Origin of the sequence: Achromobacter sp. NPDC008082 (assembly GCF_042957345.1) — a bacterium.
Classification (GTDB): domain Bacteria; phylum Pseudomonadota; class Gammaproteobacteria; order Burkholderiales; family Burkholderiaceae_B; genus Achromobacter; species Achromobacter kerstersii_A.
Genome location: NZ_JBIBIB010000005.1, coordinates 1 through 17,432 on the forward strand (window position 1 = coordinate 1; position 17,432 = coordinate 17,432).

General features: G+C 63.5%; 15 protein-coding genes. 4 read left to right on the plus strand and 11 right to left on the minus strand.

The genetic code is table 11. The features are described from left to right. Positions 1-264: 264 nt before the first annotated feature. On the minus strand, positions 265-1,704 hold the full coding sequence (locus tag ACFZAI_RS19815; RefSeq protein ID WP_391568544.1) for a sigma-54-dependent transcriptional regulator: 1,440 nt from the start codon (positions 1,702-1,704) through the stop codon (positions 265-267). Further along, positions 1,701-3,596, minus strand: coding sequence for an ATP-binding protein (locus ACFZAI_RS19820; RefSeq protein ID WP_391568545.1), 1,896 nt, complete (start codon positions 3,594-3,596; stop codon positions 1,701-1,703). Before ACFZAI_RS19820 ends, ACFZAI_RS19815 begins: the two co-directional genes overlap by 4 nt. Before the next feature lie 380 nt (positions 3,597-3,976). Here ACFZAI_RS19820 and ACFZAI_RS19825 point away from each other — a divergent pair, with 380 nt between their 5' ends. Then, entirely contained in the window at positions 3,977-5,314 is a 1,338-nt protein-coding gene (locus tag ACFZAI_RS19825) for a dicarboxylate/amino acid:cation symporter (RefSeq protein ID WP_391568546.1), read from the plus strand. Between the two features lie 82 nt (positions 5,315-5,396). On the opposite strand, the gene ACFZAI_RS19830 is transcribed toward ACFZAI_RS19825, so the two are convergent. From ACFZAI_RS19830 to ACFZAI_RS19860, 7 genes are all read right to left on the minus strand, one after another. Beyond that, positions 5,397-6,020: a Maf family protein gene (locus tag ACFZAI_RS19830; protein WP_391568547.1), complete on the minus strand. Its 624-nt coding sequence runs from the start codon at positions 6,018-6,020 to the stop codon at positions 5,397-5,399. Between the two features lie 35 nt (positions 6,021-6,055). After that, positions 6,056-6,526, minus strand: a complete 471-nt coding sequence (gene rlmH, locus ACFZAI_RS19835) for a 23S rRNA (pseudouridine(1915)-N(3))-methyltransferase RlmH (protein ID WP_391568548.1) — start codon at positions 6,524-6,526, stop codon at positions 6,056-6,058. A 9-nt stretch (positions 6,527-6,535) separates the two neighbouring features. Beyond that, on the minus strand, positions 6,536-6,940 hold the full coding sequence (gene rsfS / locus ACFZAI_RS19840; RefSeq protein ID WP_391568549.1) for a ribosome silencing factor: 405 nt from the start codon (positions 6,938-6,940) through the stop codon (positions 6,536-6,538). A gap of 73 nt (positions 6,941-7,013) precedes the next feature. Beyond that, positions 7,014-7,601, minus strand: a complete 588-nt coding sequence (gene nadD, locus ACFZAI_RS19845; protein ID WP_391568550.1) for a nicotinate (nicotinamide) nucleotide adenylyltransferase — start codon at positions 7,599-7,601, stop codon at positions 7,014-7,016. Then, a complete protein-coding gene (gene hemF / locus ACFZAI_RS19850) occupies positions 7,598-8,509 on the minus strand; it encodes an oxygen-dependent coproporphyrinogen oxidase (protein ID WP_391568551.1) in 912 nt (303 codons plus the stop codon). The genes nadD and hemF overlap by 4 nt, the downstream gene beginning before the upstream one ends. A 13-nt stretch (positions 8,510-8,522) precedes the next feature. After that, complete coding sequence (purD, locus tag ACFZAI_RS19855; RefSeq protein WP_391568552.1) at positions 8,523-9,830, minus strand: phosphoribosylamine--glycine ligase; 1,308 nt, start codon at positions 9,828-9,830, stop codon at positions 8,523-8,525. A 120-nt stretch (positions 9,831-9,950) separates the two neighbouring features. After that, on the minus strand, positions 9,951-10,682 hold the full coding sequence (locus tag ACFZAI_RS19860; RefSeq protein ID WP_054427393.1) for a YebC/PmpR family DNA-binding transcriptional regulator: 732 nt from the start codon (positions 10,680-10,682) through the stop codon (positions 9,951-9,953). Between the two features lie 160 nt (positions 10,683-10,842). On the opposite strand from ACFZAI_RS19860, the gene ACFZAI_RS19865 reads away from it, so the two are divergent. From ACFZAI_RS19865 to ACFZAI_RS19875, 3 genes are all read left to right on the plus strand, one after another. Continuing rightward, a complete protein-coding gene (locus ACFZAI_RS19865; RefSeq protein WP_391568553.1) occupies positions 10,843-12,375 on the plus strand; it encodes a helicase HerA-like C-terminal domain-containing protein in 1,533 nt (510 codons plus the stop codon). A 119-nt stretch (positions 12,376-12,494) separates the two neighbouring features. Then, positions 12,495-13,562 carry a tartrate dehydrogenase gene (locus ACFZAI_RS19870; RefSeq protein WP_391568554.1) on the plus strand — a complete coding sequence of 356 codons (1,068 nt, stop codon included), beginning with the start codon at positions 12,495-12,497 and terminating at the stop codon, positions 13,560-13,562. A gap of 35 nt (positions 13,563-13,597) precedes the next feature. Continuing rightward, complete coding sequence (locus ACFZAI_RS19875; RefSeq protein WP_391568555.1) at positions 13,598-14,584, plus strand: hypothetical protein; 987 nt, start codon at positions 13,598-13,600, stop codon at positions 14,582-14,584. 38 nt (positions 14,585-14,622) lie between these two features. Here ACFZAI_RS19875 and ACFZAI_RS19880 read toward each other — a convergent pair whose 3' ends face one another. Then, positions 14,623-16,242 carry a DHA2 family efflux MFS transporter permease subunit gene (locus tag ACFZAI_RS19880; RefSeq protein ID WP_391568556.1) on the minus strand — a complete coding sequence of 540 codons (1,620 nt, stop codon included), beginning with the start codon at positions 16,240-16,242 and terminating at the stop codon, positions 14,623-14,625. Next, entirely contained in the window at positions 16,239-17,432 is a 1,194-nt protein-coding gene (locus tag ACFZAI_RS19885) for an efflux RND transporter periplasmic adaptor subunit (RefSeq protein WP_391568557.1), read from the minus strand. Before ACFZAI_RS19885 ends, ACFZAI_RS19880 begins: the two co-directional genes overlap by 4 nt.

Consider the following 17,432-nt stretch of genomic DNA (forward strand, 5'->3'; position numbering starts at 1 on the left):
CCGATGATAGTGGACGGACGTCTGTGAAAGTAGGTCATCGTCAGGCTTTTATTCCGCAAAACCCCACAGGTAACCCTGTGGGGTTTTGTCTTTGGCGATTCGGTTTTACGAGTCGGCCATTGATATCAAGCATTGATTAAAAGAAACCCCCTCGCAGCTGGCGCTGCGAGGGGGTTTTGCATGGGTGCGGTATTAATCCTGCCTTTATGCGCCGGCGACGGATGGTGTGGTAATTGATACGGGTCGTACAGTTCGCCGTAGCGTCTATGGATTGGGCTGCGATTGATAAGGGCTGGGCAGGTATTGCTGCCGGTCGATGCCATGCCTTTGCAACTTGTCGTAGAAGGTCTTGCGGGGAATGCCCAACGTTTCCAGCGTGGCTTTGATATCGCCTTGATGTGCTTGCAGCGCATCGCGGATAAGTTGGGCTTCGAAGTGTTCCATTCTTTCCGGCAGGCTTTGTGTTGCCTGGGCTCCGGAAGCGACTCCTGCGTCGGGCGCGTTCAGTACGCCGAGCACCACGCGCTCGGCGAAGTGGGCGAGTTCGCGCACATTGCCCGGCCAGTCATGCGTCATCACATACTGTTTGATCGAGGCAGGCATCTCAGGAATATCGCGATGAAAGCGGCGGGATGCATGGCCGAGGTAATGGGCAAACAGCAAAGGAATGTCGTCCCGGCGTTCGCGCAGCGGCGGGATGCGGATCGTGACCACATTGAGCCGGTAAAAAAGGTCTTCGCGGAATTTGGTGCGGATAGCCGGACTGCCCAAATCTTCCTTGGTGGCAGCGACCACGCGCAGATCCAGATTACGCACCTCATTGCTACCCAGCGGTGTGATCTGTCGTGATTCAAGTACCCGCAGCAGCTTCACTTGCACGGCCAGCGGCATGCTTTCGATTTCGTCCAGGAACAGGGTTCCGCCGCTAGCATGTTCGATACGGCCAATACGCTTTTTTTGAGCGCCCGTGAAGGCGCCGGCTTCATGCCCAAACAATTCGCTTTCGATAACGCTTTCGGGCAACGCGCCGCAGTTGATGGCGACGAGCGCGCGGTGCCGGCGGCGGCTCAAGCGATGTAACGCTGTCGCGACGACTTCCTTGCCGGTACCCGTTTCCCCTTCAACCAGCACGTCGACATCCGCATCCGCAATATGGCGCAGCGTTTGTTTGATGCGTTGCATGGCGGGCGTGGTGCCGATGAAAGGGACTTCGTCCGCCTCCACGGCAAACGCGGCTTCGCGCAGGCGGCGGTTTTCCAGCACCAGATGACGCTTTTCCGCGGCATGTGTAATGGCCGTCGTCAGACGTTCGGGCGCATAAGGCTTGGCCAGAAAGTCGTAGGCGCCGTCACGCATGCATTGGACGGCGGTGGCGATATCGCCGTGGCCGGTGATGAGGATGACCGGAAGCTCGGGGTCAATGTCACGCAGACGACGGAACAGTTGCAGGCCATCGATATCGGGCATGCGGATATCGGTCACGACCACCCCGTCGAAATCGCGATGCAAGACGGGAAGCGCGGAACGCGCTGTGGCATGGGCGTCGACCGTCATGCCGTGCAGCTTCAGTGTCTGAACATTGGCGCGGCGCAGTTCCTCGTCATCGTCAATGAACACGACGTGAGGCGAAGCAGGCGCGCGTAGACCTTCATCAATTGAAGTTGAAGCGACGATTGGGGCAGGTGATACAGGTGAGCGAGTCATGACGGGGTGGCCGAAACGGCGTGTCCGGTAGCTGCCTTACGCAGCGTCAGGGTGAACATGGCGCCCGCTTGCGGGCCGTGAGGTGCAGGAAAGCCGGGGTCGCTGGGGTGGGCGGCGCGAAGTTCGCCGCCAAATTCGGTGACGATGTCGCGGCAGATGACGAGGCCCAAGCCCAGGCCTTCCGGCTTAGTCGTATGGAAAGGGGTGAACAGTCGTGCACGATCGTCTTCGGACAGCCCCGGGCCGTTGTCAGCGACATGGATCTGAACCGTCGCGCCCCAGTCTTGCAGCGCGACCACGACGCGGCCGTCCGCCTGACCTTCCAACGCTTCCAGGGCGTTTTGCAGCAGGTTCACCAACACTTGTTCCAGCCGGATGCGATTCGCCCGGACCAGAACGTCCTGATCTTCCGGTGGCCGTTGCAGCGTGACGCCTTGGCGGCGCGCACGGGGGCCGACCAGCAGCAACGCGCCGTCCAAGGCTTCATTCAGGCTGGTTGGCCCGACGGATGCGCCTGCCTTGCGAGAGAATGCGCGCAATTCGCCCGTGATGTGCCCGATGCGTTCAGTCAGCGACGCAATGGTGCCCAAATTCTCCTGTGCGGAGCCGGAATCCTGCCGCCGTAAAAACTCAAATGCGTTGTCTGCGTACGCACGGATGGCGGCAACGGGCTGATTGATTTCATGTGCGACGCCCGCTGCAACCTGGCCCAGCAGCGCAAGCTTGCTGGCTTGCACCAGCTCGTCTTGCATCGTGTGCAAGCGCGCTTCGGCGCGTTGGCGTTCGTCCATTTCATCCATCAGATGGTCGTTGACCTCGCGCAGCTGCGCGGTGCGTTCATTGACCAGCGCGGCGAGTTGGGCCTGGATGGCGGCCTGCTGTTCTGCGCGTTCGCGATTGCGATGGCGCCGATACAGCACGATGCCAATCGCAGCGGCCAGCAGACTCAGCGCCAGCAACGCGCCTAGCTGCGCGTTGGCAGTGGCTTGGTTCATCGCCGCCTGAACGGGCGACAGCAGGTGCAAGGTCCAACCCGGTGACTCGGCAATGGGCAGTGTGGTGTGCAAGAGCGGCGCGCCTTTGGGCAGCGTCGGCAACGCGTCGTCGATACGCACTAGTTGGCCGGTGCTTGCAGGCGCCAGCGGCGGCGTGACAGGCAAGGACTGGAAGCGCGCGTCGCCGAATTGCAGGCTGGTGCGCAAGCGCTCGGCCAAGCCAGGCGCAAGCGGCGCCAACACATCGAAGCGCCAGTCCGGGATGCTGCCCAACAGCACCACGCCGTGCTCATCCGTGACAAAAATGGGCGCACTGGACTGGCGCCAGTCGGATTCAAGGTCACGGAAGTCGACCTTCAATACGATGACGCCCAGCAGCGCGCCATTGGTGTCGTCGATGCGCCGCGACAAATACAGCCCCGCTTCGTGGCTGACCGTACCTAGCGCAAAGTGTTCCGCGGAACCGTTGGCGACGGCGCGCTGGAAGTACGGCCGGAACTGGTAGTCCACGCCCACGAATGTGGCGGGTTCGCGCCAATTGCTGGCGGCGATGGCCAAGCCCTTGGGGTCCAGCAGATAGATAGCGGAGGCGCCAACCCCGTGGCTCAAGGTATCGAGCTTGTCATCCAATGATTCGATCTGCGCTGTGCTTGCTCCTTGCAAGGCTGCGCGCACATCGACATCGCGCGTCAACACGAAGGGCAGGGCTCTGAATTTGTCCAGGTTATTGCGCAGCAGCGCGGCATTGATCTGGCCCGCCGCGCGCGCCTGGACGGTGGCCGTTTTGATCGCGCCATCGCGCGCCCATTGCGTGGCGATATGCAGCACTGCGAACACGATGGCGATGGCCAGCAGAATCATCACCGCCCGCCACGGCCAGGGCCAAGTGCTGCCCATTGCCCCCCGCGCAGTCAGCCCTGTGGGCGGATGCGTTGTCGAGCCTGGGCGGCTGCGTTGAGGAGTAGGCAAGGGAGTTGTCATGGCGTGTGCGGTTTTCCGCACATTCTATCCCGTTTTCGTGCGGGTTTCCGCTCTGATAATTGTCAGAGATCCCATTCAGAAATAGGAATACTCCGTCTTATCAAGGGCTTGTGCGGACGGTGCCAGGCCTTTGAATGCTGGCACGCGTCTTGCATATAGGTATGCAAGCCGAGCGGCATCCGCACGCCCGGTGAAATGGGCTTGCGGCGATAACGCAATGCCATAAAACAGATAACGCTCCGTCGCCCGCTGCGCTAGCCGCCCGGGGCAAGGAGCATTGGTGGGGACAAAACCCAATGATCGACGTGGATCAAGGCGCGCCTGCGCGCAAGCTCAAGTTCTATCAAATCCTGTATGTCCAGGTGATTTTCGCCATCGTGGTGGGCGTGCTGTTGGGCGCATTCAAGCCTGAGCTTGGCCAGCAGATGCAGCCGCTGGGCGACGCCTTCATCAAGCTGGTGAAGATGATCATCGCGCCGGTGATCTTCCTGACCGTGGCGTCGGGTATTGCCGCCATGAGCGACCTGAAAAAGGTGGGCCGCGTGGCAGGCAAGGCCATGCTGTATTTCCTGATCTTCTCGACGCTGGCTCTGATCGTCGGCATGCTGGTCAGCCATCTGGTCCAGCCGGGCGCGGGGATGCACATCGATCCCAAGACGCTCGACGAGAAAGCCGTGGCGAACTTCGTGGCCAAGGCGCACGACTCGACCATCACCGGCTTCCTGATGAACATCATCCCGACGACCATCTTCAGCCCGTTCGTGGGCGGGGACATTCTTCAGGTGCTGTTTGTGGCCGTGCTGTTTGGTATTTCGCTGGCGATGGTGGGCGAGCGCGGCAAGCCGATTCTGAACTTCATGACGGCGCTGGCACAGCCCATCTTCAAGCTGGTCGCCATTTTGATGAAGGCGGCGCCGATTGGCGCGTTCGGCGCGATGGCGTTCACCATTGGCAAGTACGGCATCAAGTCGGTTGTGAACCTGGCGATGCTGGTGGGCACGTTCTACGCGACGTCGGTGCTGTTCGTCGTGGTGATTCTGGGCCTGGTCGCGCGCTACAACGGCTTTTCGATTTTGAAGCTGGTGCGCTATATCCGCGAAGAATTGCTGCTGGTGCTGGGTACAAGCTCGTCCGAAGCGGCGTTGCCCACCCTGATGCAGAAGATGGAACGCGCCGGGTGTTCGAAGTCGGTAGTTGGCCTGGTGGTGCCCACCGGGTACTCGTTCAACCTGGACGGCACCAACATCTACATGACGATGGCCGCGTTGTTCATCGCCCAGGCGTGTGACATTCCCTTGTCGCTGGGCGACCAGATCCTGCTGCTGGCGGTGGCGATGCTTAGCTCCAAGGGCGCCGCCGGCGTCACGGGCGCGGGCTTCATCACCCTGGCTGCGACCTTGTCGGTTGTGCCGTCCGTGCCGATCGCAGGGATGACGCTGATTCTGGGCGTGGACCGGTTCATGTCGGAATGCCGCGCGCTGACGAACCTGGTTGGCAATGCCACCGCCGCCGTCGTGGTCGCGCGCTGGGAAGGCGAATTGGACAAAGAGCAGTTGCACGCCGCGCTGGAAGGGCAAGTGCCGCCCGTTGCGGCAGTCAACGAAGCGCAGCCAACGTTGAGCCATACCGCCTAACGCGCCGTATCCGTTCTTGCAATGAAAAATCCCCCGAAGTCCGCAAGACCTCGGGGGATTTTTCATTTGAAGCGCAACGCGGTCAGGGCGTTTGGATACCCGCTGCGCGAAGCAGGTTAGCCGTTTCGAACAGTGGCAAACCCATCACGCCGGTGTAGCTGCCGGAGATATGCGAGATGAAGGTGCCGGCCAAGCCTTGAATGCCATAGGCGCCGGCCTTGCCGAAGGGTTCGCCGCTGTCGCAGTAGCGGGCAATCTCGTCGTCGTGCAGGTCGCGCATACGGACTTCGGTAATGGAGACGGCTTCCAGCAACTGCTCGCCCGTCCACACGGCGACGGCGGTATGGACTTCGTGTGCCGCGCCGGACAAGGCGCGCAGGATGCGGATGGCGTCATCGCGGTCGGCCGGTTTGCCCAGCACCTGGCCGTTAAGCATGACGGTGGTGTCAGCGGCCAGCAAAGGCAGTGGCGCCAAGCCTTGTTCTTGCATCCAATCGCGCCCGCGCAGGGCTTTGTCGCGCGCGGTGCGCTGCACATAATCGGCGGCGCTTTCGCCTGGATGTTGGGGTTCGTCTTCGCCGGGCGGGGCGGGAACGAGCAAGACCTCGTGCGCCAAGCCGATCTGGGTCAGCAATTCACGCCGCCGCGGACTGGCCGAGGCAAGGTAAAGACGGACTGGGGTGGGGGTGTCGGCGGAGTGGGGCATGCGTCAGCGAAGTGGGCGCCGGCCCGGGCTTGCGGTCAGGCGCGGTGATAGGGGTGATTGGTCATGATGGCCCAGGCGCGATAGAGCTGTTCGGCCAGCACGACGCGCACCATGGGATGCGGCAGCGTCAGCGACGACAGCCGCAACTGCCCGCTGCACGAGGCCTTCAGGTCGGCATCCAGGCCGTCTGGCCCGCCGACGAGAAAAGCGACGTCTTGCCCGCCAGCCCGCCACTGTTCCAGCTTTTGCGACAGGGCCATGGTGGTGAGGTCGCGGCCGCGCTCGTCCAGCGCCAGACGCAGCGCGCCGGTCGGCAAGGCGGCTTCGATGCGCTTGGCTTCCGCCGCCATCATCTGCGCAGGCGTCTTGCCGGTGGTGCGGGGTTCAGGCTTGATTTCGCGCAGTTCCAGCGCGCAATCGGCGGGCAGGCGCTTGGCGTAATCGGCCCAGGCAGTCTCTACCCAGTCCGGCATCCGAGTGCCTACGGCCGCAACGATCAATTTCACGGCTAAGACTCAGTGGTCGACGTCGTCGTAGTTGCTGTCGGTGGGGATCGGCGCAACGCGGGTCGATTCCGGCAGCAGCTTCACGCGCACCGGCTTGCCGCCCCAGATTTCTTCCAGGTTGTAGTACTGGCGGATGGCCGGTTGCATGATGTGCACGACCATATCGCCCAAGTCGACGACGACCCATTCACCGGTGTCTTCGCCTTCGATCGTGATGCCCGAGAGGTCGAGCGCGCGGCCGCGATCTGCCACGCTGGAAGCGAGGGCGCGGGTTTGGCGGTTGGAGGTGGCGCTGGCAATCACGACGCGATCAAACAGGCTCGTCAGATGCGTGGTGTTGTAGACCTTGATGTCTTGCGCCTTGACGTCTTCGAGGGCATCGATGACGGCGCGTTGGAGTTTCGTTATATCCATAGCTGCAAATATAACCCGCGGACGGACGGCGGATGCCGGCTCCGTGACGCTTTCAGCGCCCGGCGGGTGAGGTTTATCGGTAAAGTTGGTGCGCCGCAATATAGGCGGCGACCGACGGGGCCAGCAGGCCTTCAGTGGATTCGCCCGCGGCCAGACGCCGGCGGATGTCGGAAGCGGAAACCGCCATGGGTGAAAACGGCAGCTCTTCCAGCTGGCGGCCCTGTTCTTGCAGGCAGGCGGCCAACTCGGCCGGCGGCGTCAACGGGGTGCCGGGGCGGGTGGCCACTGCCAGATCCACCAGGCTGGCGATGTCGCGCCAGTTGCGCCACGTGCAGAAATTGGCCAGTTGATCAGCGCCCAGCAGCCAGACATAACGCGCATCCTGGGGCAGGGCGCGCAGCGTGTCGATGGTGTAGGTTGCGCCGCCGCGTTCGATTTCGATGGGGTTGACGCGTAAACCGTCGTGGCCGGCGATGGCCAGTTCCAGCATGGCGCAGCGTTCATCGCCTGTAGCGTGCAAAGCCGCGCGCTGCCATGGGTTGGCGGCGGGGATCAGTTCCACGCCGGTGAGCCCCAGCGTGTCCAAAGCGTTCTGCGCCAAGGCGATATGAGCGATGTGGACGGGGTCGAAACTGCCGCCCAAGAGACCGATGCGCTTCAAACCCAATCCCGTGGCGTCAGATAGGCGGCAAGCTCGGCCTCGGGCGTGCCCGCCTCCGGCTGCCAGTCGTATCGCCATTGCGCAAGCGGCGGCATCGACAGCAGGATCGATTCCGTCCGGCCGCCGGATTGCAGGCCGAACAGCGTGCCGCGGTCGAACACCAGATTGAACTCAACGTAGCGGCCCCGGCGGTAAGCCTGGAAATCGCGTTCGCGTTCCGAATACGGCAAGGCGCGGCGGCGTTCGACGATGGGCAGGTAGCTGTCCAGGAACGCGTCGCCAACGGAACGGGTCAAGGCGAACGAGGCATCGAAGCCCGGGGCGTTCAAGTCGTCAAAGAAAATGCCGCCGATGCCCCGCGTTTCATTGCGGTGCTTCAGGAAGAAATATTCGTCGCACCAGCGTTTGTAGCGCGGGTAGTAGTCGGGGCCGTGGCTGGCCAACGCGTCGCGGCACACCGTATGGAAGTGCCGCGCGTCTTCTTCGAAAGGATAGTAGGGCGTGAGGTCGATGCCGCCGCCGAACCAGAAGACGTCGGATTCGTCGTGGCCCGGGCGGGCCGCGGCGACGAACATGCGCACGTTCATGTGCGTGGTCGGCACATAGGGGTTGCGCGGATGCAGCACCATGGATACGCCCATGGCTTCCCAGCTGCGGCCTGCAAGCTCGGGCCGGTGGGCGCTGGCGGACGGGGGCAGCTTCGTGCCCTTGACGTGGCTGAACAGCACACCCGCCCGTTCGAACAGCTTGCCGCCTTCCAAGAGGCGCGACAAACCGCCGCCGCCTTCGGGCCGCACCCATTCATCGGCACGGAAGGCGCCGCCTTCCGCGTCTTCCAAGGCCGCGACGATGCGGGCTTGCAAGCCGGTGAGATAGTCGCGGACAGTGGTGACGGGCAAGGCGTTCATCAGCGCTTTCCGGTTACGCGTTGGACTTGGGTTTTTGCTGCGACGGCTTCAGCGCGCGCCAACCGATGTCGCTGCGGTACTGGCGGCCATCGAAGTGGATGCCGTCAATGGCTTCGTACACGCGGTCGCGGGCCATCTTGACCGAGTCGCCCAATGCCGTCACGCACAGCACGCGGCCGCCAGTGGTCTTCGTGTCTTCGCCGACCAGTTCCGTGGCGGCGTGAAAGACCATGCAGTCTTCGGCGTCGGCGGGCAGGCCGCGGATGACGTCGCCGGTGCGCGGCGTGTTCGGGTAGTTGTGCGAGGCCAGCACGACGCCCAGCGCGGTGCGGCGGTCCCAGACGATGTCGGCCTGGTTCAGCGTGCCGTCCACGGCGTGTTCCAGCGCGTCCAGCAGGTCGCTCTTGACGCGCATCATGATCGGCTGCGTTTCCGGATCGCCCATGCGGCAATTGAATTCCAGCGTCTTGATTTCGCGATCGGGATCATCGCCCGGGGCGATCATCAGGCCGGCGTACAGGAAGCCGGTGTAGGGGATGCCGTCACGCGTCATGCCCTGCACCGTCGGCAGGATGATTTCGCGCATGATGCGGTGGTGCAGTTCAGGCGTGACGATCGGCGCGGGCGAATACGCGCCCATGCCGCCCGTGTTGGGACCCTGGTCGCCGTCTTGCAGGCGCTTGTGGTCCTGGCTGGTGGCCAGGGCCAGCACGTTGCGGCCGTCGCACATGACGATGAAGCTGGCTTCTTCGCCCACCAGGCATTCTTCGATGACGACACGCGCACCGGCGGCGCCCATCGAGCCGTCGCCCAGCATCGCGTCGACGGCGGCGTGCGCCTCTTCGAGCGTAGCGGCCACGACGACGCCCTTGCCGGCAGCCAGGCCGTCGGCCTTGATGACGATGGGGGCGCCTTCCTGATCAATATAGGCGTGCGCCTGGACCGGGTCGGTGAAGGTGGCGTAGCGCGCCGTCGGGATGTTGTGCCGGACCATGAAGGCCTTGGCGTAATCCTTCGAGCTTTCCAGCTGTGCGGCCGCCTTGGTGGGGCCGAAGATCTTCAGGCCACGGGCGCGGAACACGTCCACGACACCCGAGGCCAGCGGGGCTTCCGGGCCAACGACCGTCAGGGCGATGCCTTCGCGCTGGACAAAGTCGGCCAATTCCTCGGCATTGGTGAGCGGGACGTTTTCCATCTGCTCGGCCCGTTGCGTGCCGCCATTACCCGGGGCGACGTACACCTTGTGTACGCGCGGGGAGCGGGCGAGCCGCCAGGCGAGGGCATGTTCGCGGCCGCCCGAGCCAATTACCAGGAGTTTCATGTTGCGTGATTCTGAAGGTTGCCACTCTAGCCCGTGGAGAAGGCAACGGACCCAAGACAATCCGGGTCCGAATATCACCCTGGCAAGACGGCGGATGCCGCCCGGCCAGGACGGTGGGATTTACTGCGCTTCGTCGAAAATGACAGTGGTATAGACTTCCTGCACGTCGTCCAGGCCTTCCAGGGCGTCGAGCAGTTTCTGCATCTTGATGGCGTCTTCGCCGGCCAGCTCGGTTTCGTTCAGGGCCTTCATGACGATGCCGTCGACTTCGGCCTTCAGGCCAGCGTCGTCGAACGCCTTGCGAACAGCGGCGTAATCGGCCGGCGCGCAAACGACTTCGATCACGCCTTCGTCGTCAGTCGTGACGTCTTCGGCGCCTGCGTCGAGTGCCGCTTCCATGACCTTGTCTTCGGGCGTGCCGGGGGCGAACACGAATTGGCCGCAGTGCTTGAACATGAAGGCCACCGAGCCTTCCTGGCCCAGGTTGCCGCCGTTCTTGGCAAAGGCGTGGCGCACTTCCGCCACGGTGCGGGTGCGATTGTCGGTCATGCAGTCGACGATGACTGCCGCGCCGCCGATGCCGTAGCCTTCGTAGCGGACTTCCTCGTAGGCGTCGCCGTCTGCGCCGCCCGCGCCACGCTGGATGGCGCGCTGGATGTTGTCCTTGGGCATGTTGGCGTCAGTGGCCTTGTCCCAGGCCATGCGCAAGCGCGGATTGCTGTCCGGGTCGGGGCCGCCGGCGCGCGCCGCCACGGTAATTTCACGAATGATCTTGGTCCAGAGCTTTCCGCGCTTGGCGTCTTGACGCCCTTTGCGGTGCTGAATATTGGCCCATTTGCTGTGTCCGGCCATGGCTTCCCAGGATAAATTGTCTGCAAAAAAGGCATTTTACCGTGACGGCGGCCTGCGCGCCCGGCGCTGTCTTGCCTGTGTCCTTATTGCCACGCGCACAAGGCGCGCGCCAAGCTCTACACTTGGGCATCTTTTTGATCCCTGGTCCGGAGTGCTGCACATGCCCAACCCTATCGTCATCGCCAAGAACGCGCAGACCGAGTTGGCGCTGCTGCCTGCGCTGGCCAACCGCCACGGCTGCATCACCGGCGCCACGGGCACCGGCAAAACCGTCACGCTGCAAGTGCTGGCGGAGTCTTTTTCCCGGATCGGCACGCCGGTTTTCATGGCCGACGTCAAAGGCGACCTGACCGGTATTTCCCAGGCGGGGGCGGCGAGCCCCAAGCTGAGCGAGCGGTTAAAGAACCTGGGCCTGGCGGAACCGGTCTGGGGCGCCAGCCCTGTCACCCTGTGGGACGTGTTCGGCGAGCAGGGCTTGCCCGTGCGCGCCACCATTACGGATATGGGGCCGCTGTTGCTGTCCCGCATCCTGGAATTGAATGACACGCAGGAAGGGGTGCTGACCCTGGTATTCAAGGTGGCCGACGACGAAGGCCAACTGCTGCTGGATTTGAAAGACCTGCGCGCCATGCTTCAGAACGTGGCGGACCGCTCGGCCGAACTCAAAACCCGCTATGGCAACGTGTCGTCCGCCAGCGTCGGCGCCATCCAGCGCGGCTTGTTGGCGCTGGAGTCCCAAGGCGCGGAAAAATTCTTCGGTGAACCGATGTTGGACGTGGCCGACCTGATGCGGACAGACGCCCAGGGCCGGGGCATGGTCAACGTACTGGCCGCCGACAAGCTGATGCAGGCCCCGCGCCTGTACGCCATCTTCCTGCTCTGGCTGCTGGCTGATCTGTATGAAAAGCTGCCGGAAGTGGGCGACATGGATCAGCCCAAGCTGGTCTTTTTCTTCGATGAAGCCCATTTGCTGTTCAACGACGCCCCGGCCGCGCTGCTGACAAAGATCGAGCAGGTGGTGCGCCTGGTGCGTTCCAAGGGCGTGGGCGTTTACTTCGTCACGCAGAATCCGCTGGATATTCCCGATACCGTGCTGGGCCAATTGGGCAACCGCGTCCAGCACGCCTTGCGGGCTTTTACCCCGCGCGATCAGAAAGCCGTGAAGACGGCCGCCCAGACGATGCGCCCGAATCCGGGCCTGGATATTGAAGCCGCCATCACCGAGCTGGGCGTGGGCGAGGCGCTGGTATCGCTCTTGGACGCCAAAGGCCGCCCGATGCCGACCGAACGTGCGTACATCGTGCCGCCCGCCAGCCGGATCGGCCCGGCTACTGATGCCGAACGCCAGGCCCTGCGCCAGGGCAGCCCGATGGCCGCGAAGTACGAAAAAGCCATAGACCGCGAATCTGCCTATGAAGTCCTGGCCGGACGCGCTGCGGTGCCGGCGGGGCAGCCCGGACAATCAGGAAACAAGGCGCCAGCGCAGCCCGGTGGCGCCCCGGCGCCCGCCGAGGAATCCGGCGGCGGCCTGATGGGCAGCCTGAACGACGTGCTGTTCGGCTCTACCGGCCCTCGCGGCGGCAAGCGCGATGGCGTGGTGCAAACCATGGCCAAGAGCACCGTGCGCTCGATTGCACGCGAGCTCACGCGCGGCTTGCTAGGGTCGTTGCTGGGGTCGAAGGGCCGCCGCTGAAGGCCATGCTTAATCTTTCGGAAGATTAGTCTCGCCGATTTGTAACGGGGGGTATTGCGCCGTGGCCGTTTATGCCTATGATTCTGGGCGTTCTATCAAAGGAAAACTAAGGAAACGTGGTGGCTAAGAAACACAAGATAGCGGTGATTCCAGGAGACGGTATTGGCAAAGAGGTCGTGCCGGAAGGGTTGAAGGTGCTGGATGCCGTGGCGGCGCGCTTCGGCATCGAATTCCAGTGGGATCATTTCGATTGGAGCTGCGACTATTACGCCCAGCACGGCAAGATGATGCCGGACGATTGGAAGGCGCAAATCGGTCAGCATGAGGCGATTTTCTTCGGTTCGATCGGCTGGCCCGCCACGGTGCCGGATCACGAAGCGCTGTGGGGGTCGCTGTTCAAATTCCGTCGCGAATTTGACCAATACATCAATTTGCGGCCCGTGCGCCTGATGCCGGGCGTGCCGTCGCCGTTGGCGGACCGCAAGCCGGGCGACATTGATTTCTTCATCGTCCGTGAAAACACGGAAGGCGAATACTCCAATAGCGGCGGCCGTCTGTTCGAAGGGACGGAGCGCGAAGTCGTCATTCAGGAAAGCGTATTTACGCGCATTGGCGCTGATCGCGTGCTGAAGTTCGCATTTGAACTGGCCCAGAAGCGTGGCAAGCACCTGACTGCCGCTACCAAATCCAATGGCATTTCCATTTCGATGCCGTGGTGGGACGAGCGCGTGGCCGAGATGGCCGGGAACTATCCGGACGTACGCTGGGACAAATACCACATCGATATCTTGTGCGCGCATTTCGTGCAACATCCTGACTGGTTCGACGTGGTCGTGGCTTCCAACTTGTTCGGCGATATTCTTTCCGATCTGGGCCCGGCCTGCACGGGCACGATTGGCATCGCGCCGTCGGCAAACCTGAACCCCGAGCGCAAGTTCCCGTCGCTGTTCGAACCGGTGCACGGTTCGGCGCCGGACATTTATGGCAAGGGCATCGCCAACCCGATCGGGCAGATCTGGAGCGGCGCATTGATGCTTGATTTCCTGGGGTACCCGGAAGCGTCGGCCGCTGTGGTCAAGGCGATCGAAACCGTGCTGGCCGATGGGCCGCGCACTCGGGACATGAAGGGCAACGCGTCGACCGTCGACGTTGGCAACGCAATTGCGTCGCTGATTTCGGCCGGTTAAGCGCATTTAGCGAGTACGGCCAACCCGGCTAGTAGATGGAAAACTCAATCCCTCCCTCTTCCGCCGCCACGCATGTGGGCGGCGGCCGGGCCGACCGATTCGTGCGCAAGCTGTTCCGCTTGCTGCGATCGCGCACGCAACGTCACAACCAGCATTTGTGGCCTTTCGTGCGCATCTGGCGAGACCGGTCGGGGGCGATTTGCGGTTTCCGGGCCTTTGGCCGCTCGCTGCCCATCACCCCTCTGGCGCAAGGGTACGACCCGGCCGATCAAACCGTGCACCTGATCCTGAGCGGCCCTTCGGTCGCTCAGATTCCCTACGATCAGCTGGAGATCGGCGCGGCGATGGGCGTCAACGGCGCCATTGCGCTGGCGCGCAAGTTTGACCTGAAGTTCAAGTATTACTGCATCATCGACCAGAATTTCGTGCGGGATCGCATCGAACTCGTGCGCGAAATCGTCAGCCGCGACCTGACGCTGTACGTGTTCCCGGAAGTGCTGCGCTACATCATGCAAGGCATCCCGCAGGATCAGATCCGCTGCCGCATCTGCGTCATCGAACTGATTTCCGAGCGCGCCTATCAGCGTACCGCCGCGCCCGCCGTGCTCAAGCGAATTGCCGCCGCCACGCCTGATGTGCAGTTGCTGGATGCCAAGCAAGGCCTGGGTTACAGCTTTGACGCCTCGCTGGGCGTGTTCGACGCCGACACGGTGGCCTACGCCGCGTTGCAGGTGCTGATGTCCAGCGGCGCGCGACAGGTGTACGTGCATGGGCTGGACCTGACCGTGCAGCATGGTTTGCGCTTCTACGACGAAGGCGCGAACCCGCAGACGAGCCGTCTGGCGCGCAAGTTCGCCCACCTGATTGAACCGTCGTTCCGGTTCGCGTCAGCGCAATGGCGTGCGCGCGGCTTGTCGGTATTCAATTTGTCGCCCGTCAGCGCCTTGTCGGCTGACATCATCGAACGCATGGATTGGCATGCGCTGCTTAAAGACAGCGTGGCCAACGAAAAGAGCGCCTGACAGGGCGCTCTTTTTTTAAAACAACACGTTGTTGCGCCTTAGTGCGCGCCCGCCGCCGCTTCGGCCGCACCGCCCCCCGCACCGGCCTTCGCGGACCTCGGGCGAGCAAACCACACCAAGCCCGTCAGCATCAGGAAGATGATGGCCGAGGCGTAGAACACGTCCACGGCCGACATCGTGAACGCCTGCGCGTTGACCAGCCCGTCCACCATCGTCAGCGCTTGCTGGTGCGACAGGCCCATGCCGTTTTGCAGCGTGTTCATGGTCTGGTCGAACGCCTGCTGGCCGGGCTTGGCGATCTCGGTCAGCTGGGCGTGGTGCATAGTGGCGCGGTTTTCCCACAGCGTGGTCGCAATCGACGTGCCGAATGCGCCCGCGGTCAGCCGCAGGAAGTTCGACAGGCCCGAGGCCGCCGGGATGCGCCAGGGCTCAATGCTGGACAGCGTGATTGATGTCAGCGGCACGAAGAACGCCGCCATGGCCGCACCCTGGATGATGGTCGGCAGCATCAGTGTGCGCACATCCGTCTGGGTGTTGAAACCCGATCGCATGAAGCAGACTAGCGCGAAGATCAGGAACGCCACCGTGACAATCTGGCGCGGGTCGCGCGTGGCCAGCATCTTGCCCACCAGCGGCGTCAGCAAAATCGCCAACAAGCCCACGGGCGCCGTCACGAGGCCGGCGTAGGTGGCGGTGTACCCCATATTGCTTTGCAGCCACAGGGGCAGCAGCACCACGTTTCCGAAGAACACGCCGTAGGCCACCGCCAGGGTCAGCGCGCCCACCGTGAAGTTACGTATCTTGAACAGGCGCAAGTCCACCACGGGGTGGGCGTCGGTCAGTTCCCAGATCAGGAAGAAGACGAAGGCCACAAAAGCGGTGGCGGCCAGCACGATGATGGTCGGGCTGGCGAACCAGTCCAGCTCTTTACCCTTGTCCAGCATGATCTGCAACGCGCCCACCCACACCACCAGCAACACCAGGCCCAGCTTGTCGATGGGCAGCTTGCGGGTGACCGATTCGCGGTTGCCGTAGATGCGCCAGCTGATCCAGGCCGCCAGCAGGCCGACCGGCACGTTGATGTAGAAGATCCACGGCCAGGTGTAGTTGTCGGAAATCCAGCCGCCCAGCAAGGGCCCGGCCACGGGCGCGACCAGGGTGGTCATGGACCAGACCGCCAGCGCCATGCCCGCCTTGGACTTCGGGAAGCTTGCCAGCATCAGCGTCTGCGACAGCGGGATCATCGGGCCGGCCACGGCGCCTTGCAGCACGCGGAAGGCGATCAGCGCTTCCAGTGACGGCGAAAAACCGCACAGCCACGAGGCCAGCACGAACAGCAGGGTCGAGATCAGGAACAGCCGGACCTGCCCGAAGCGCTGCGTCAGCCAGCCCGTCAACGGCACCGTGATGGCGTTGGCGACGGCGAACGACGTGATCACCCAGGTGCCTTGGCTGGAACTGACGCCCAGATCGCCCGAGATGGTGGGAATGGACACGTTCGCGATCGAGGTGTCCAGCACATTCATGAACACCGCCGTGGACAGGGCGATGGACCCGATGATGCGGGTCGCGCCTTCCAGCGGCGGATACGTGCCCGGCGGGCGGGCGGGTTCGGCGGGGGGCGCGCCTGCGCCCGCGGGCTGGGCGGTCGTGCTCATGATGCCAGGTTGTCTTCGATGATCTTGTTGATCATGGTGTCGACCTCGCCGTGCGCCGGGTCGAAGGCGCGCGTCGACCATGCTGGCTCATTGCGCACGGCTTGCGTCAGCGGCTCGCCTTCCTGTTTGCCCACGTCGACTTCCACGTCCATCGACAGGCCCACGCGCAGCGGGTGCGACTTCAGGTCTTCGGGGTCCAGCGTAATGCGCACGGGCACGCGCTGCACCACCTTGATCCAGTTGCCGGTGGCGTTCTGCGCAGGCAGCAGGGCGAAAGCGCTGCCGGTGCCGGCGTCCAGGCCGGAGATCTTGCCGTGATAGGTCACCGAGCTGCCGTACAGGTCTGCCACCATCTTCACCGGCTGGCCGATGCGCATCTTGCGCAGCTGGCCTTCCTTGAAGTTGGCTTCCACCCACACCTGATCCAGCGGCACCACCGTCATCAGCGCATTGCCGGGGGCGACGCGCTGGCCCACCTGCGCGCTGCGGCGGGCGATGACACCGCTAACCGGCGCGGGCAGCACCGTGCGCGACTGCGCCAGCCACGCATTGCGCAAGCCGGCAGCGGCTTGCAGCACATCCGGGTGATTGGCCACCGTCGTGCCTTGCGTCAGCGCCTGGTTGGTCGCCAGCTTGGCGCGCGAGGCGGCCAGGGCGGCCTTGGCTTGCGCCAGACCCGACTGCGCGGACTTCAACGCGGCTTCGGCGTGGAGAATTTCTTCACCGCTGACGCCGCCCGATTTCGCCAATTGCTGGCGGCGGCTGACGTCGCTTTGCGCGCGGGTCAGTTCGGCCTGGGCGCGCAGGATATCGGCGTTGCGCAGGTCGACATCGGCGGCCAGCGCGTCGTTCTGGACGTAATACGTACGAACCTGGCGCACCATCTGCGCCAGTTTGGCCTGGGCCTGTTGCAGCGCGATGTCGGTGTCGGCGGAGTCCAGGCGCACCAGCGGCTGGCCGGCGGTGACGGTTTCGGTGTCGTCGGCTTCGATGGCGACAACGGTGCCAGGCACTTGCGGCGTGATCTGCACCAGGTTGCCGTGCACGTAGGCGTCGTCGGTGCTTTCAAAGTGGGCGCCAAACAGGAGCCACCAGATGCCGTAGGCGATGGCGACCAGAATGAAGACGCCGGTCGCCAGCAGCAGCAGGCGTTTGCGGGCGGGGTTGGTGGTAGGGGTGGCAGCGTTCAT

Excerpts from the sequence above, each read along its gene's own strand:
- ACFZAI_RS19815 (WP_391568544.1), bottom strand. The coding sequence starts at position 1,704 with ATGACTCGCTCACCTGTATCACCTGCCCCAATCGTCGCTTCAACTTCA.
- ACFZAI_RS19880 (WP_391568556.1), bottom strand. The coding sequence starts at position 16,242 with ATGAGCACGACCGCCCAGCCCGCGGGCGCAGGCGCGCCCCCCGCCGAA.
- ACFZAI_RS19860 (WP_054427393.1), bottom strand. The coding sequence starts at position 10,682 with ATGGCCGGACACAGCAAATGGGCCAATATTCAGCACCGCAAAGGGCGT.
- rsfS (WP_391568549.1), bottom strand. The coding sequence starts at position 6,940 with ATGGATATAACGAAACTCCAACGCGCCGTCATCGATGCCCTCGAAGAC.
- ACFZAI_RS19825 (WP_391568546.1), top strand. The coding sequence starts at position 3,977 with ATGATCGACGTGGATCAAGGCGCGCCTGCGCGCAAGCTCAAGTTCTAT.
- ACFZAI_RS19820 (WP_391568545.1), bottom strand. The coding sequence starts at position 3,596 with ATGGGCAGCACTTGGCCCTGGCCGTGGCGGGCGGTGATGATTCTGCTG.
- ACFZAI_RS19875 (WP_391568555.1), top strand. The coding sequence starts at position 13,598 with ATGGAAAACTCAATCCCTCCCTCTTCCGCCGCCACGCATGTGGGCGGC.
- hemF (WP_391568551.1), bottom strand. The coding sequence starts at position 8,509 with ATGAACGCCTTGCCCGTCACCACTGTCCGCGACTATCTCACCGGCTTG.
- ACFZAI_RS19865 (WP_391568553.1), top strand. The coding sequence starts at position 10,843 with ATGCCCAACCCTATCGTCATCGCCAAGAACGCGCAGACCGAGTTGGCG.
- ACFZAI_RS19885 (WP_391568557.1), bottom strand. The coding sequence starts at position 17,432 with ATGAACGCTGCCACCCCTACCACCAACCCCGCCCGCAAACGCCTGCTG.
- purD (WP_391568552.1), bottom strand. The coding sequence starts at position 9,830 with ATGAAACTCCTGGTAATTGGCTCGGGCGGCCGCGAACATGCCCTCGCC.
- ACFZAI_RS19830 (WP_391568547.1), bottom strand. The coding sequence starts at position 6,020 with ATGCCCCACTCCGCCGACACCCCCACCCCAGTCCGTCTTTACCTTGCC.